Annotated in this window: 13 protein-coding genes; 8 read left to right on the top strand and 5 right to left on the bottom strand. The window is 66.3% G+C overall.

Features of this window, described 5'->3' with window-relative positions:
• Positions 1-8 precede the first annotated feature (8 nt).
• The 4 genes from glyS to U0042_RS21365 all read left to right on the top strand — a co-directional run bounded on the left by glyS (position 9) and on the right by U0042_RS21365 (position 4,542).
• Entirely contained in the window at positions 9-2,114 is a 2,106-nt protein-coding gene (gene glyS, locus U0042_RS21380; protein ID WP_114809246.1) for a glycine--tRNA ligase subunit beta, read from the top strand.
• A 7-nt stretch (positions 2,115-2,121) separates the two neighbouring features.
• Positions 2,122-2,685, top strand: coding sequence for a D-glycero-beta-D-manno-heptose 1,7-bisphosphate 7-phosphatase (gene gmhB / locus U0042_RS21375; RefSeq protein WP_114809247.1), 564 nt, complete (start codon positions 2,122-2,124; stop codon positions 2,683-2,685).
• A 72-nt stretch (positions 2,686-2,757) separates the two neighbouring features.
• Positions 2,758-3,519 carry a lysophospholipid acyltransferase family protein gene (locus tag U0042_RS21370; RefSeq protein WP_114809248.1) on the top strand — a complete coding sequence of 254 codons (762 nt, stop codon included), beginning with the start codon at positions 2,758-2,760 and terminating at the stop codon, positions 3,517-3,519.
• Positions 3,520-3,600: 81 nt separating this feature from the next.
• Positions 3,601-4,542, top strand: a complete 942-nt coding sequence (locus U0042_RS21365; protein ID WP_114809249.1) for a M48 family metallopeptidase — start codon at positions 3,601-3,603, stop codon at positions 4,540-4,542.
• Between the two features lies 1 nt (position 4,543).
• On the opposite strand, the gene gloA is transcribed toward U0042_RS21365, so the two are convergent.
• Positions 4,544-4,930, bottom strand: coding sequence for a lactoylglutathione lyase (gloA, locus tag U0042_RS21360; protein ID WP_114809250.1), 387 nt, complete (start codon positions 4,928-4,930; stop codon positions 4,544-4,546).
• 225 nt (positions 4,931-5,155) lie between these two features.
• On the opposite strand from gloA, the gene U0042_RS21355 reads away from it, so the two are divergent.
• From U0042_RS21355 to U0042_RS21340, 4 genes are all read left to right on the top strand, one after another.
• Entirely contained in the window at positions 5,156-6,181 is a 1,026-nt protein-coding gene (locus U0042_RS21355) for a LysR family transcriptional regulator (protein ID WP_114809251.1), read from the top strand.
• Positions 6,182-6,307: 126 nt separating this feature from the next.
• A complete protein-coding gene (panE, locus tag U0042_RS21350; protein WP_114809252.1) occupies positions 6,308-7,264 on the top strand; it encodes a 2-dehydropantoate 2-reductase in 957 nt (318 codons plus the stop codon).
• Positions 7,261-7,698 (top strand): MarR family winged helix-turn-helix transcriptional regulator, encoded by a 438-nt coding sequence (locus tag U0042_RS21345; protein ID WP_114809253.1) that lies wholly within the window; start codon positions 7,261-7,263, stop codon positions 7,696-7,698. Before panE ends, U0042_RS21345 begins: the two co-directional genes overlap by 4 nt.
• Before the next feature lie 155 nt (positions 7,699-7,853).
• Positions 7,854-8,813 carry a DMT family transporter gene (locus U0042_RS21340; protein WP_114809254.1) on the top strand — a complete coding sequence of 320 codons (960 nt, stop codon included), beginning with the start codon at positions 7,854-7,856 and terminating at the stop codon, positions 8,811-8,813.
• Here U0042_RS21340 and rsmA read toward each other — a convergent pair.
• From rsmA to U0042_RS21320, 4 genes are all read right to left on the bottom strand, one after another.
• Positions 8,782-9,627, bottom strand: a complete 846-nt coding sequence (gene rsmA / locus U0042_RS21335) for a 16S rRNA (adenine(1518)-N(6)/adenine(1519)-N(6))-dimethyltransferase RsmA (RefSeq protein ID WP_114809255.1) — start codon at positions 9,625-9,627, stop codon at positions 8,782-8,784. The two genes, U0042_RS21340 and rsmA, sit on opposite strands and share 32 nt — an antisense overlap.
• Positions 9,628-9,673: 46 nt before the next feature.
• Entirely contained in the window at positions 9,674-10,699 is a 1,026-nt protein-coding gene (pdxA, locus tag U0042_RS21330) for a 4-hydroxythreonine-4-phosphate dehydrogenase PdxA (RefSeq protein WP_114809256.1), read from the bottom strand.
• A 29-nt stretch (positions 10,700-10,728) separates the two neighbouring features.
• On the bottom strand, positions 10,729-12,087 hold the full coding sequence (locus U0042_RS21325; RefSeq protein WP_232833226.1) for a peptidylprolyl isomerase: 1,359 nt from the start codon (positions 12,085-12,087) through the stop codon (positions 10,729-10,731).
• A gap of 105 nt (positions 12,088-12,192) precedes the next feature.
• The gene (locus U0042_RS21320) at positions 12,193-14,565 is read right to left on the bottom strand and encodes an LPS-assembly protein LptD (RefSeq protein ID WP_114809258.1); all 2,373 of its coding nucleotides are present in this window, start codon (positions 14,563-14,565) and stop codon (positions 12,193-12,195) included.
• Between the last annotated feature and the right edge of the window lie 112 nt (positions 14,566-14,677).

Below are 14,677 nucleotides of genomic sequence, written 5' to 3'. Positions count from 1 at the left end.
AGAACTCCATGACACACGCTCACCAAGCCACCCTGCTCGTCGAACTGCTGACCGAAGAGCTGCCGCCGAAGGCCCTCGCGCGCCTTGGCGACGCGTTCGCCGAAGGCATCGCACAGCGCCTCGCCGCGCGCGACCTGATCGAAGGCGAACTGTCGTTCGAACGCTATGCCACGCCGCGGCGCCTCGCCGTCGTCGTGAAGAACGTGCGCAGCGTCGCGCCCGAAAAGCGCGTGCGCGAGAAAGTGCTGCCCGTCTCCGTCGCGCTCGACGCGAACGGCCAGCCCACCGCGCCGCTCGCGAAGAAGCTCGCGGCGCTCGGCTTTCCCGACTTCCCCGTCGCGGAACTCGAACGCGCCACGGACGGCAAGAACGAAGCGTTCTTCCTCAACTACTCGGCCCCCGGCGCCACGTTGGCCGAAGGGCTGCAAGCCGTGCTGGACGAGGCGCTCGCCATCTCGAAGCTGCCCATTCCGAAGGTCATGACGTACCAGCGCCCGGACGGCAGCAACATCCAGTTCGTGCGGCCCGTGCATCGGCTCACCGTGCTGCATGGCGCGGAGGTCGTGCCCGTCAGCGCATTCGGCGTGGATGCGGGCGACACCACGCGCGGCCATCGCTTTCTCTCGGAAGGGCTCGTTGCCATTCCGAACGCGGACGCCTACGCGCAAACGCTGCTGCACAAGGGACACGTCGTGGCGAGCTTCGCGGACCGCAAGGAAACCATCCGCACGCATCTGCTCGCGCAGGCGAACGGCGACCAGGTGGTGATGCCCGAAGCGCTGCTCGACGAAGTGACGGCGCTCGTCGAATGGCCCGTGGTGTACGCGTGCCGCTTCGAGGACGAGTTCCTGCAGGTGCCGCAGGAATGCCTGATCCTCACCATGCAGACGAACCAGAAATACTTCGCGCTCACCGATGCCGCCGGCAAGCTACGCTCGCGCTTTCTCATTGTCTCGAACATCGAAACGAAAACGCCGGGCGACATCGTGGAAGGCAACGAGCGCGTGGTGCGTCCGCGCCTTGCCGACGCGAAGTTCTTCTTCGAGCACGACAAGAAGAAGCGCCTCTCGGACCGCGTTCCGCTGCTCGCCAACGTCGTGTATCACAACAAGCTCGGCTCGCAGTTGCAACGCGTGGAGCGGCTGGAAGGTCTCGCCGGCAGCATCGCACAGATGATGGGCGCGGACATCGCGCTCGCCACGCTCGGCGCGCGGCTCGCCAAGGCGGACCTGCTCACCGACATGGTGGGCGAATTTCCCGAGCTGCAAGGCACGATGGGCACGTACTACGCGCGCCACGACGGCGAACCGGAGGAAGTGGCGCTCGCATGCAGCGAGCACTACCAGCCACGCTTCTCCGGCGATGCGCTGCCCGCCACCACCACGGGCACCGTGGTGGCACTCGCGGACAAGCTCGAAACGCTCGTCGGCATCTGGGGTATCGGTCTCCAGCCCACGGGCGAGAAAGACCCGTTCGCGCTGCGCCGTCATGCGCTCGGCGTGCTGCGCATTCTCGTAGAAAAACAGCTGCCGCTCGATATCGTCGCGCTGCTGCGCGCGGCTTACGCGCAGTTCGCAGCGGTGCCCAACGTGGCCGATTCGACGGACGCTCTCTACGCGTTCTTCATGGACCGCCTGCGGGGCCTGTTGCGCGAGCGCGGCTACGCGGCAAGCGAAATCGACGCCGTGCTGGCGCTCAACCCCACGCGGCTAGACGACATCGTCGCGCGCCTCGACGCGGTGCGCGAGTTCGCGGCGCTGGCCGAAGCGGCATCGCTCGCGGCGGCGAACAAGCGCATCTCGAACATTCTCAAGAAGTCCGAGAGCGGCGCAGCCGGTGGCGTGCAGCCAGCGCTCCTTGTGGAACCCGCGGAAAAAGCGCTGCACGCGCAGCTCGAACAGGTGGCTCCGCGCGTGCAGTCGCAGCTCGCGGCGCGCCAGTACACGGGCGCGCTCACCGCGCTAGCCGCGCTGCGCGAGCCGGTGGACACGTTCTTCAACGACGTCATGGTGAATGCCGAAGACGCCGCGCTGCGCGCGAATCGCCTCGCGCTGCTCGGCGCGCTGCATCAGCAGATGAACTGCGTGGCGGACATTTCGCGGCTCGCCGCGTGAGCTTGCCATGCCAATCAATGCCAGCAGAAAGCTCGTCATTCTCGACCGCGACGGCGTGATCAACCTGGACTCGGACGCCTTCATCAAGACGCCCGACGAGTGGGTGGCCATTCCGGGCAGCCTCGAAGCCATCGCGCGCCTGAACCAGGCGGGCTATCGCGTGGCCGTGGCGTCGAACCAGTCGGGCATCGGCCGCGGCCTCTTCGACATGGCGGCGCTCAACGCAATGCATCTGAAGATGCATCGCATGGCCGCCGCGGTGGGCGGCCGTATCGACGCCGTGTTCTTCTGCCCGCACACGGCCGAAGACCAGTGCGAGTGCCGCAAGCCGAAGCCGGGCATGCTGAAGATGATTGCCGAGCGCTTCGAGATCAGCCCTGAAGACACGCCGGTGGTGGGCGACGCGCTGCGCGACTTGCAGGCCGGCGCCGCGCTCGGCTTTCAGCTGCATCTTGTGCGCACCGGCAAGGGTACGAAGACGCTCGCGGGCGGCGGGCTGCCCGAAGGCACGAAGGTCCACGACGACCTGCGCGCCTTCGCGCTCGACTTTCTCGCGAGCCAACACGAGTAACGCAGCCAGCACCGCGCTTGCCGCTTGCGGTTCGCCATTGGAAGCTGGACGCCTGTTTGCAGGATCACACCGATGCTCTTTGTCCGTTCGCTGTTGCTGCTCGTGTACTTCGCCGTGTTCACGGTGCCGTACGCGACCGCCTGCTTCATCGCCTTCCCGTTCATGCGCGCCGACCGGCGCTACTGGATGGCCGTGGGCTGGTGCCGTACGACGATGTTCGTCACGCGCTGGCTCAACGGTATCCGCTATCGCGTGCAGGGCATGGAAAATCTGCCCGACGGCCCGGCGGTGTTGCTGTCGAAACACCAGTCCGCGTGGGAGACGGTCGCGTTTCCCGCCGTGATGCCACGGCCGCTCTGCTACGTGTTCAAGCGCGAGCTGCTCTACGTGCCGTTCTTCGGCTGGGCGTTGGGCATGCTGAAGATGGTCCACATCGATCGCAAGGAAGGCAAGCATGCGTTCGATTCCGTCACGCGCCAGGGCAAGCAGCGCATGAGCGAAGGCGCCTGGGTGATCATGTTTCCCGAAGGCACGCGCACGCCGGTGGGCAAGCAGGGCAAGTACAAGACCGGCGGGGCGCGCTTCGCGCTCGCGACCGGCGCGCCGGTGGTGCCCATCGCGCACAACGCCGGGCGCGTGTGGCCTCGCAACTCGTTTTTTAAATATCCGGGTATAGTCACGGTGTCGATCGGCCAGCCCATTGATACTGCGGGACTCACGGCCGACGAAGTGAATACGCGCGTGGAAACGTGGATCGAGGCGGAGATGCGCCGCATCGATCCTGCCGCGTACAGCGTGACGGACGCTCCGCCCGCCACCACCGCCCGGATCTGACGCGCTACCGCCTTACGTTCGCACTTCGCCCCGAGGCGCGAACGACGCGTAAATTGCGAGCGTTTCGCCAAGCCGAATTCGATGCACAAGCCTCCCAGGCCGCGGCACGCCGCGGCGCTCGACAGCCGGCAACTCGACCTGCCGCTCTTTCCCGAGCCGGTTCAGGTGCCGCTCGCGCCGCAGTCGCTTGCGCCGCTCACGTCCATCCACCCGGCCGCGCCGGCTTTTCCTGCTGCACCGGTTTCTCCGCTCTCTCCGCTCACGCCTTCGCCGTCTGCGCCGCCACGCGCGCCGGACGGCACGAAGCTGCGCGCGCTCACGCTCGGTACGAAGACGCTGCACTACCGGCTCAAGCGCTCCTCGCGCCGCTCGATCGGCTTCACCATCGACGGTACGGGCCTCACCATCACGGCGCCGCGCTGGGTCACGCTCGCGGATATCGAAGCGGCGATCGCAGGCAAGGAACGCTGGATTTTTGCGAAGCTCGCCGAATGGCAGACGCGCACGGAACAGCGTGCGCTGCCTCAGGTGGAATGGAAAGACGGCGCCGAAGTGCCCTATCTCGGCAAGCCGGTCAGCGTGACGCTCGCGGCACCGCACGGCACGCTCGCCTTCGACGAAGCGGCAAGGGCGCTCGCACTGCCGCTGCCGCCGCATGCGGACCCGCAGCAGATCAAGGACCGCGTGCAAGGCTGGCTGCAGAACGAAGCGAAGCGGCTCTTCGGCGAGCGCCTCGCGGTCTATGCGGACAAGCTGGGCGTGACGTATCGCGCGTATGCGCTTTCTTCAGCGGCGACGCGCTGGGGCAGTTGTTCGAGCGACGGACGCATCCGCCTCAACTGGCGGCTGATCCACTTTCCGCTCTCGGTGATCGACTACGTCGTCGCGCACGAACTCTCGCATCTGCGCGAGATGAATCACAGCCCGCGCTTCTGGCAAACCGTGGAGTCGATCTTTCCCGAGTTCCGCGAAGCCCGGGAGGCGCTGCGCCAGCACCCGCCCGAGCTGCTGCCGGTGATGTGAGTTACTTCTTTTTCTGGATGAACTCGATCTTGTAGCCGTCCGGGTCCGTGACGAACGCGATCACGGTCGTGCCGTGCTTCATCGGACCCGCTTCGCGCACTACCGTGCCGCCTTGCGCCTTGATCTTCTCGCATGCGGCGTAGGCGTCTTCCACTTCCACGGCGAGGTGGCCGAAGCCGCTGCCCAGGTCATACGACGCGGTGTCCCAGTTGTGGGTCAGCTCGATGACGGTGCCGTCGCGTTCATCGGTGTAACCCACGAACGCGAGCGTGAATTTGCCTTCGGGATAGTCTTCGCGGCGCAGCAGTTTCATGCCGAGCAGCTCTGTGTAGAACTTGATCGAGCGGTCGAGATTGCCGACCCGGATCATCGTGTGCAGCAAGCGCATCGCGTACTCCGTTTTGCCTTCGTGAAAACGCGCAGGTTACCAAAAATGCTCGCCGCTTGCCGTCTACCGTTGCCGGCCCCGTGTGTGTGAATGCACAAGTCTGCGCTGCGCGCGTCGCCCCGGCGCATTACGCATTCTTACTGCTGCTTGCGACGCCTCACGCGCGAAATGCGCGCTTCTGCGATGATGCAATCCCGTGCGGCGTGGCATGCATCAGGAGGCGGTATGGATCACCTTGAGTCATTGCGGATCTTCTGCGCGGTCGTGGAAGCGAAAAGCTTCACGCGCGCCGCGCAATCGGTGGGGCTGTCGACGCCCGCGGTCTCGCGCTCGATATCGGACCTCGAAGAGCGGCTCGGCGTGCGCCTTTTTCAACGCACCACGCGGCATATCGCCCTCACCGAAGCGGCCGAGCATTTCTATGCGGGCTGCTCGCGCGTCATCAACGAACTGGATGCGCTGGAGGCCGACGCCGGTCAGCACAGCCGCGATCCCTCTGGCGTGTTGCGGCTCGTCGCGCACGCCACCGCGGCCGTGCAGCTGTTGCCTTCGCTCATCAACGGGTTTCGCGTGGCCTGTCCGAACGTGCAGGTGGAACTCACGCTGGCCGAGCGGCCCGTGGATCTCGTGGAAGAGGGTTACGACCTCGGCATCGTGCTGCCCTACATGCTGACGAGCGACCAGACCATTACGCGCGTCATCAATCGCATTCCGCTCGTGGTCGCGGCTTCCGCCGAGTACATGAAAGGTCGCAAAGCGCCGAAGACGCCCGAGGATCTTGCGACGCTCGACTTCGTCACCATGCTCACATCGATTCGCGAACCGAAGCTGCGCTTTCGCAGTCGCGCGTCTCTTCCGACCGATGCGGCCGATGCCGCCGACGCATTCGCTCAGTACGACGCGCATCACGAGATCGTGGTGCCGCTGCGATACGACATCTCGACGAACAGCGCGGCGTTCAACAAGGAACTGGTGCTGGGCGGCGCGGGACTCGGCATTCTGCCGCGCTCGATGATCGAGCGCGAACTCGCAAGCGGCCGGCTCGTGCAGATCTTGCCGGAGTTCGAACTGATCGACGGCGAGATCGAGTTGCAGCTCGCGTGGCGTGACCGCCGGCTCATGGCGGCGAAGGTGCGGGCGTTCGTCGACTTCGCCACGACGTTCTTCGTCGCGCCGCCCGCGCCCGCAGCCTCGCCGCCGTTGACCGCTCCGCGCAAACGCAGCCGCGCGAGCGCCGCACAGCAGATCTGAGCAGGCTGCACTACCATACGAACGCATGTGCATGCATATGCACAACTCGGGCCGTGCGCCCCTCGCATCCCCCTTGATGCATGGCGATGCGGATTTCCGCAAGCAACCTGCAAGGAGACTCGAAGCATGCGAATTCTGGTCGTAGGCGCCGGTGGTGTCGGCGGATATTTTGGGGCGCGTATGGCGCATGCCGGACGCGACGTCACGTTCCTCGTGCGGCCGAAGCGTGCCGAAGAACTGCGCCGCGCGGGCCTCGTCGTGCGCAGCCGGTACGGCGATCTCACACTGCGCGACGTGAAGACCGTGGTGAAGAGCGATCTGCGCGAGCCGTTCGACCTGATCCTGCTCAGCTGCAAGGCCTACGATCTCGCGGACGCCATCGACTCCTTCCAGGCCGCGGTCGGCCCCTCCACCTTGATCCTGCCGCTCCTGAACGGCATGCAGCACATCGACGAACTGCAACGCCGCTTCGGCGCGTCGCAGGTGCTGGGCGGTTTGTGCCTGATCGCGGCCACGTTGAACGCCGAACGCGAAATCGTGCATCTCAACGACATGCAGGCCATCGTGTTCGGCGAACTGGCGGGCGGCCTCTCGGAACGCACGCAGGCCGTGGTGGAGGCGATGGGCAACGCCGGGTTCGACGTCACGGCGAGCCCGAACATCGTGCAGGAACTGTGGGAGAAGTGGGTGTTTCTCGCGACGCTCGCGGGCATTACGTGTCTCTTCCGGGCCTCGATCGGAGAAATTCTCGCGACGCCGGACGGCGAGCGCGCCATCGCGAACCTGTTTGCCGAATGCTCGGCCATTGCCGCCCACAACGGCTACGCGGTGCGGCCCGAATTCAACGCGCGGATGCACGCGGTGCTGTTCGCTGCCGGCTCGCCGCTCACGGCGTCGATGCTGCGCGACCTTCAGGCCGGCTCGCGCATCGAAGCCGACCACGTGCTGGGCGACCTGATCCGCCGCGGCGGCGACCGCCAGCGCGACGATGCCGCACTCTCGGTGCTGCGGCTCGCCTACAACCATCTGAAAGCCTACGAAGTGCGCCGCGCGGCGCAGTTGCAGGCCGGAGCCGCATCATGAGCAAAGCCCCGTCCTACGACGCCTGCAACTGCTTCGCGCTGCGCCAGGCATCGCGCTACGTCACGCAGATCTACGAACGGCATCTGGCGTCGTCGGGTCTCTCGGCCGCGCAGTTCGCGATTCTCGCGCGCCTCTCGCGCAAGCCGGGCTCCACCATGCTCGCACTCGCCGACGCGATGGTGATGGACCGCACGACGCTCGTGCGCGCACTCAAGCCTCTGCAACGCGAAGGGCTGGCCACGGCCGAGCCTTCCGACGAAGACGCGCGCGCCTTGGTCTACAGCCTCACCGCGAAAGGCGCGCGCGTATTCGAGAAAGCGTGCGTGGCGTGGCGCGCGGCGCAAACGGAGTTCGAGCAGCATTTCGGACGCGAACGGGCCAAGGCGCTGCGCAGCGAATTGTTCGACATCACGCAGGCGATGGCGCATCGATAAGGGCTTCCCGCTAACAGGCGCAAGCAACAGCCACACAACAGGCGCGCGTCGCGCGACGCAGTGCAGCAAGCACATGCCGAACGTGGGGTCATGGCGCCGGCAGGCGTAGCGTTTTGCTATCGTGAGGCTCCTTTTCCTTGCCGAAACGATCACGCATGAGCACCGCCGCGTTGCCGGCCCGCCGTCCGCTGGATGGCTTCGCCACGATACTGATGATCGTGCTGTGCGCGATCTGGGGCTTTCAGCAGGTCGCCATCAAGAGCACGAACGTCGTGCTGCCGCCCCTCTTCCAGGCGGGACTGCGCTCGGCCATCGCCACGCTGCTCGTATGCGGCTGGGCACGCACACGCGGCACGCCGCTCTTTCGCGACGACGGCACATTGGGCGCAGGGCTGCTTGCGGGCGTGCTGTTTGCGGCGGAGTTCATCTGCATCTTCGTCGGACTCTCACTCACGAGTGCCTCGCGCATGGCCGTGTTTCTGTACACGGCGCCCTGCTTCACCGCGCTTGGGTTGCATTGGTTCGTGCGCGGCGAAAAGATGTGGCGCACGCAGTGGACGGGCATCGGCGTGGCATTCGCGGGCATGGCTCTCGCCTTCGCCGACGGCTTCGCGCACCACGCGCCCGGCGGCACCGCAGACAGCACGCATTCGATGCTGGCCGGCGTGGCCGGTGACGCGCTCGGCGTGCTCGCCGGCATCGCCTGGGCCGCCACGACCGTCGTCGTGCGCGCAACGAAGCTCGCGCACACGAGCGCGAGCAAGACGCTCTTCTATCAACTTGCGGTATCGGCGGTGGTGTTGCTCGCGCTGGCGGTCGGCCTAGGCCAGGCGCGCTTCGAGGCCATCGTCTCGATCACGCCGCTCACGCTCGCGAGTCTTGCCTATCAGGCTGTGATCGTGGCCTTCGTGAGCTATCTGTTGTGGTTCTGGCTGCTCACGCGCTATATGGCGTCGCGGCTTTCGGTGTTTTCGTTTCTCACGCCGCTCTTTGGCGTGACGTTCGGCGTGCTGCTGCTCGGCGAATCGTTCAGTTCGCGTTTTCTCGCGGCCGCGGCCATGGTGCTCGCGGGCATTGCCCTCGTCAACGCGCCGGCTCGCCGTCGGGCCTCGTAGCGGCGCCGCTTGCCGCCTGCGCGACGCGCACGTATTCCTCCACCGGCACGTCTTCGGCCCGGCGCGCCAGATCAAACCCGAGCGCGTCGAAATCCACGCGGTCGCGAAACGCACCCAGCGTGTTGCGCAGCATCTTGCGCCGCTGCGAGAACGCGGCGGTCACTACTTCGCCCAGTGCGCGTTCGTCGACGTCCGGCAGTTCGTGCGGTGCATACGGAATCATCCGCACGATCGCGGAATCCACCTTCGGCGGCGGCTGGAACGATTCGGGCGGCACGTCCAGCATCTTTTCGATTGCGTAGCGGTACTGCAGCATCACGCTGAGGCGGCTGAACGCCTTGCTGCCCGGCTCCGCGACCATCCGCTCCACCACCTCGTTCTGCAGCATGAAGTGCTGGTCGATCACGCAATGCGCGAACGCGGTGAGGTGAAACAGCAGCGGGCTGGAAATGTTGTACGGCAGGTTGCCGACGATACGCAGCGTCGGCTTGTCACCGGGCGCGGCAAGCGAGCCGAAGTCGAACTCGAGCGCGTCGCCCGCATGCAGCGCGAGCCGGTCGCCGAACTTCTTTTTCAGGCGGTCGATCAGGTCGCGATCCAGTTCGACGGCGTGCAGCGGCTGCTCAGGCGTGGCCACGCACTCGACGAGCGGCTCCGTGAGCGCGCCCAGCCCCGGCCCGATTTCTACCATGCGCTCGCCGCGCTGCGGGCGAATCAGTTGGACGATGGCGTCGATCACGCCCATGTCGACCAGAAAGTTCTGCCCGAAACGCTTGCGCGCGAAATGACCCTGGTGCTGTCGGCTGCTGGACATCGATGGAGAAAACCGGAAAAGAGTGAAAGCGAAGCGTCGTAACGCGTCAAGCCGCGCGACGGTGCCGCGCCATGGAAACGGCGGCGTCCACGGCGGCGACCATGCTGCCCGCGTCCGCGCGGCCCGTGCCGGCCAGATCGAGCGCGGTGCCGTGATCAACGGAGGTCCGCACGATGGGCAAGCCCAGCGTGACGTTGATGCCTTCGCCGAAGGTCGCGTACTTGAGCACCGGCAGACCCTGGTCATGGAACATGGCGAGCACGCAGTCGGCGTCCTTCAGATAACGCGGCTGGAACAGCGTGTCGGCGGGGTACGGGCCGCGGGCGTCGATACCTTCGGCGCACGCGGCATTCAGCGCCGGCGAGATCACGTCGATTTCCTCGCGCCCGAGGTAGCCGTTCTCGCCCGCGTGCGGGTTGAGGCCCGTCACGAGAATGCGCGGCAGCGGCACGCCGAAATGGCGGCGCAGGTCGCTGTTGATGATACGCAGCGTCTCGACCAGACCTTCAATGGTGAGCGCCGCGGAGACGTCCTTGAGCGGCAGATGCGTGGTGGCCAGCGCCACGCGCAGCGGCCGTTGGCCCGTGCCCGCCAGCATCATCACGACGCGCGGCGTGTGGGTGCGCTCGGCGAGATATTCGGTGTGGCCGGTGAACGGCACACCGGCGTCGTTGATCGTGCTCTTTTGCAGCGGCGCGGTGACCATGGCGTCGAACGTGCCGGCCATCGCGCCGTCGATGGCGGTATCGAGCAACGTCAGCACGTAGCGGCCGTTGGCGGCATCGAGCTTGCCCGCCTCGGCCGGCACAGCAACCGGCACGTGCTGCACGCGAACCCGCCCGCTTGCCGCAAGCGATGCCCAGTCCACGCCGACGGCTTTCGCGCGCTGCGCGAGCAACTGCGCATCGCCGATCACTACGAACTGCGCGTCCGGCCAGTGCGCGGCCGCGCCTGCGAGTGCCGCCGCCGTCAGCTCGGGCCCCACGCCGGCTGGCTCGCCGGTCGTGATGGCGATTTGCAGCGGCGCTTGCGCAGCGCCGGCGGCGGACGAAGGAGTCGAGGCGGCAGTCATGGCGTGGAGTGGACGGCGGACGTTACCGTCTATTGTAGGGACGGCATGCCGACCTTGTAGTCCACATAGGCGCTGTCGCGCAGCTGACGCAGCCAGTCGGCGTAGGCCTGCTCCGCCTTGCGCTGGCCGATGGCCTGGCGTGCGAGGTCGATCTGCTGTGCGACCGACCCCTGCGCTTCGCGGCGGCCCAGCACCTGGATCAGGTGGTAGCCGTACTCGGTGCGAACCGGCTCGCTTACCTGGCCGTCCTGCAGCGAATTCATGGCGCGCTCGAATTCAGGCACCGTCTCGCCCGGGCTGATCCAGCCCAGATCGCCGCCCTGCGAAGAAGAGCCGTCCTGCGAGTAGGTGCGCGCGAACTTGGCGAAATCGCCGCCCGCCAGCACCTCACGGCGAATCTCGAGCAGCTTCTGGCGCGCCTGCGGCTCGGACATGCCGTCGCCCACGCGCAGCAGGATGTGGCGCACGTGCGTCTGCGTGAGGTGCGAGGCGTCCGCCGAAGGCGAGCCCTGGCCTGAGCGGCGCTCCATCAGGCGCACGATTTCGAAACCGTCACCGGTGCGGATCACCGACGGGTTCACCTGGCCCGGACGCAGCGTGGAAGCCGCCGTCACGAATTCGGCCGGCAGCTTCGAGGTGGGTTGAAAGCCCATGTCGCCGCCCTTGCCTGCATCGCTTGCCTGCGAGTCGGACTTCGCGAGCTTTTCGAAGTTGGCACCGCCCAGCGCCTGTTGCAGCAGCGCCTGCGCCTTCTGCTGCGCGGCCTCGATCTCGGTCTGCGGCGCATTCTGCGGCGCCTTGAGCAGAATGTGCTCGAAGCGCAGATCGCTCGTGAGACCGGCGTTCGGCCCGCGCTGGCTCGCGATGTAGTTCGCGACCTCGCCGTCCGACACGGTGATCTTGCTGTCCACTTCCTTCTCGCGCAGCTTCGAGAGCGTGAGCTCGGTGCGTGCGTCGTTCGTGAACGTGCTCCAGCGCACGCCTTCGGCCTCGATCCGCGCGCGGTACGTGGCGAGATCCATGTTGTTGGCCTGGGCGAGGCGGGCGAGCGTGCGCTGCACGGTGGCGTCGTCGATCACGATGCCGTCTTCCTTCGCCTTCTGCAGCTGGATGCGTTCGAGCACCATCTGATTGAGCACCTGGAGGCGCAGCTGGTCCGTCGGCGGCACGGGCGCGCCCTGCTGCGTGAGACGCCGCGCGACGAGGCCTGCCCGTTCGTCCAGCTCGCGCTGCGTGATGACCCCGTCGTTGACCACTGCCGCGATCGTGTCGGCCAGCTGGCCGTTGTTCGGGGCGCTCAGTGCCTGAGCACTCGCCGGCGCGACCGGCAGGAAATACGCCGCGGCGGCGAAAGTGGCAGCCCATGCTGCCAGGCGAAGCTTTTTCATGATTCCCACAGATACTCCAAAGATGGCGGGCCGCTTCGCCCGTCTACTCGCGTTCGATGACGCATTGCCCACGCATCGTCGTGCCTGCTGCGCCGCGGTCATGTGTCATTCGTAGTTGGTGAAACGTGAATCGGGCGGCGGAGCCGGCGGCAGCGGCGTGTAGCCCGCCACGCCCGCGCGGAACGCAGCAACGAGGCCGTTGTCGACGTTCGAGAGCCCTTTGAGCGTGAGCTGCGCCAGAAAGCGCGTGCCGGTGGTCTGATTGCCTACCGTGTTCACCCCGTTCGCGTAGCGCTGGATACCCACGCCGAGCACCCAACAGTCCGCGTCGTACTGCATGCCGACGAGGCCGTCCACGATGCGGTGCCCGCCCAGGTCGTAATTGAAGCGGGCCACACCGTACACGCGGTGCGAGAGCGGCCATTGCCCCGAAATCAGAATCTGGTTGATCGGCTCGTTGGTGAGCGTCGTGTTCTGGCGCGTGTAGCGATAGGCGACGTTCACGACACGCGAGGTGCCCGGACTGAAGCCGAAACCCACGCTCGCCTTCGTCAGCTGATTGTTGTCGGCATTATATTGGAACGCCGTTTCCGAAGCGAAACCGGCCCCGAGCTTGAGCGCGGCGCCCAGAATCAGGTCCGAGTGCGTCGTGGCTTCCGACGTGGCCTGCCCCGGCAGCAGCGTGACGCGCTGGTCGCGGAAGTAGTACTGCTGCGCGATCACGAAGCGCGCGCGCTCGTCGCCCGTCGCCGGGTTGAGGAAGCGCGTGGTGAGGGCGGCAGTGATGCGGTTCGCGTCGGCGATGCGGTCGTTGCCGACGAACGTGTTCGGCGTGAAGATTTCCGCCAGCCCGAAGTCCGATTCGGCGGTGTCGAAAACCGGCGCGAAGTTCTGGTTGTGGTACGGCGTGTAGACGTAATAGAGCCGCGGCTCGAGCGTCTGGATGTAATCCTCGCCGAACACGCGCACCGAGCGGTCGAAGATCAGCCCGCTGTCGAAGCTGAACGTGGGCACTTGCTCGGTGAAGTCCTTCGGCTGGCCCGCCGGCGACCCCGTACCGATATTGCTCAGGTTGTACGACGCAAAGTGCCACTGCACCTTCGGCGTGACGAAGTAGCCGGGGCCCACGACCGAGTACGACACGTACGGATTGAAGACGATACGGTCGCCCTGCGTCGCGTCCTGCGTCGTGATGCGAAAGCGCGAGTAGTCGGCTTCCGCGCCGAAGTCGAAGCCGCCCACGTTGTACTTCGCGTACTTCACGTTGAGCTCGGGCTCGCGGCCGTACGGCGGCGCCGAAGGCGCGAGCGTCTGCCAGTGCTGCCAGCGCGCGAGCACCGACCACGGGCCGTTGTTGTACGTGAGCCCCGCTTCCTGCTGATACGTCGTCTGCAGCCCGTTGATGAACTGCGTGGACGTGCCCGCCAGGTCTTCCGGATACGTGTTGTCCGAGACCTTGTTGTAGTACACGTAGCCGCCGAACCCGCCGCCGAAATTCTGGTTGTGCTGGATGTACAGCGCGTAGCGGTTGGTCTTCGTGATCGCGTCGTTCGGCAGGAGCTCGCCTGTAATCTGGCCGGCGTAGTTGGGCGACAGATAACGGTAGTTGACCTGCGTGAGCACGCCGCGCTTCGAGATGATGCGCGGCGTGATCGTGGCATCGCGGTTCGGCGCGATGTTGAAGTAGTACGGCACCGAAAGCTCGAAGCCGTTGTTCGAGCTGAGCGAGAAGGTGGGCGGCAAGAGGCCGCTGCGCCGGTCGCCGGAAAGCGGGAACGACAGCCACGGGCTCGCGAAGATGGGCAGGCCCTGGAAGAACAGCACGCCGTTGTGGGCCACGCCTTCGTCGGCGCCCGTGTCGAAGTCGAACTCCGTGCCCTTGATGTACCAGGCCGGGTCCGACTCGCAGCGGCACGCCGTGTAGGTGCCCTTCGTGAACACCGACCGTTCGTTGTCGATCAGGTCCACGCGTTCCGCGCTGCCTGAGCCGCCCGTCAGCGTGAAGTGGTACTTCGGCGCGGTCATGAAGCCTTCGCTCGACTCCACCTTGAGGTGCGCCTCGGGGCCGACGAACGTGTTGCCGTTCTGGGTGATGCGCACGTGGCCGTACGCATCGGCCATGTCGGTGTCTTCGTCGTAGTGGAGCGCGTCCGCCTTGACGATGGCCGTGTTGTGACGCACCTCGGCCGAACCCTTCGCGGCGATGTCCTGATTGGCCGTGCCCGTCGTGCTGTCGCCCAGCACGAACGTCGCCGGACGCTGGCCGGATGCCACCGGATGTTCTTCGAGCTGGGGCGCGAGGCGCAGGCTCCACGGGCCGTCGAGCGCCTGTGGCTGCGCGGCGTCCCCGGCGAGCTGGGCGTGCGCGAACGCGGGCACGAAGCCCGGCACGGCCACGAGCGCCGCGATGAGCCGCCTTTTGCCCGGCACGCAGTCGTCACTGGAGGAGATCGTCTGGAAAAACTGTCTGGGCGGCATGTAAGGTTTTGGCGGATCGGCCCGGCCGGGCGCCCTTCGGCTCACGATCTGCCGCCTCGCGCAATCGAACCGTGACAGTTGGAATGCACAACCATTAACAATTCATCGGGCA

It is taken from the genome of Paraburkholderia kururiensis, from assembly GCF_034424375.1.
Taxonomy (GTDB): domain Bacteria; phylum Pseudomonadota; class Gammaproteobacteria; order Burkholderiales; family Burkholderiaceae; genus Paraburkholderia; species Paraburkholderia kururiensis_A.
Note: the sequence above shows the minus strand (reverse complement) of the source record. Positions and strands in the feature narration are given on the sequence as shown.

Bases quoted from the DNA above. Each gene is read 5' to 3' on its own strand.
- gloA (WP_114809250.1), bottom strand. From the start codon at position 4,930: ATGCGCTTGCTGCACACGATGATCCGGGTCGGCAATCTCGACCGCTCG.
- U0042_RS21365 (WP_114809249.1), top strand. From the start codon at position 3,601: ATGCACAAGCCTCCCAGGCCGCGGCACGCCGCGGCGCTCGACAGCCGG.
- gmhB (WP_114809247.1), top strand. From the start codon at position 2,122: ATGCCAATCAATGCCAGCAGAAAGCTCGTCATTCTCGACCGCGACGGC.
- U0042_RS21340 (WP_114809254.1), top strand. From the start codon at position 7,854: ATGAGCACCGCCGCGTTGCCGGCCCGCCGTCCGCTGGATGGCTTCGCC.
- U0042_RS21355 (WP_114809251.1), top strand. From the start codon at position 5,156: ATGGATCACCTTGAGTCATTGCGGATCTTCTGCGCGGTCGTGGAAGCG.
- U0042_RS21325 (WP_232833226.1), bottom strand. From the start codon at position 12,087: ATGAAAAAGCTTCGCCTGGCAGCATGGGCTGCCACTTTCGCCGCCGCG.
- glyS (WP_114809246.1), top strand. From the start codon at position 9: ATGACACACGCTCACCAAGCCACCCTGCTCGTCGAACTGCTGACCGAA.
- U0042_RS21345 (WP_114809253.1), top strand. From the start codon at position 7,261: ATGAGCAAAGCCCCGTCCTACGACGCCTGCAACTGCTTCGCGCTGCGC.
- U0042_RS21320 (WP_114809258.1), bottom strand. From the start codon at position 14,565: ATGCCGCCCAGACAGTTTTTCCAGACGATCTCCTCCAGTGACGACTGC.
- U0042_RS21370 (WP_114809248.1), top strand. From the start codon at position 2,758: ATGCTCTTTGTCCGTTCGCTGTTGCTGCTCGTGTACTTCGCCGTGTTC.
- panE (WP_114809252.1), top strand. From the start codon at position 6,308: ATGCGAATTCTGGTCGTAGGCGCCGGTGGTGTCGGCGGATATTTTGGG.
- pdxA (WP_114809256.1), bottom strand. From the start codon at position 10,699: ATGACTGCCGCCTCGACTCCTTCGTCCGCCGCCGGCGCTGCGCAAGCG.
- rsmA (WP_114809255.1), bottom strand. From the start codon at position 9,627: ATGTCCAGCAGCCGACAGCACCAGGGTCATTTCGCGCGCAAGCGTTTC.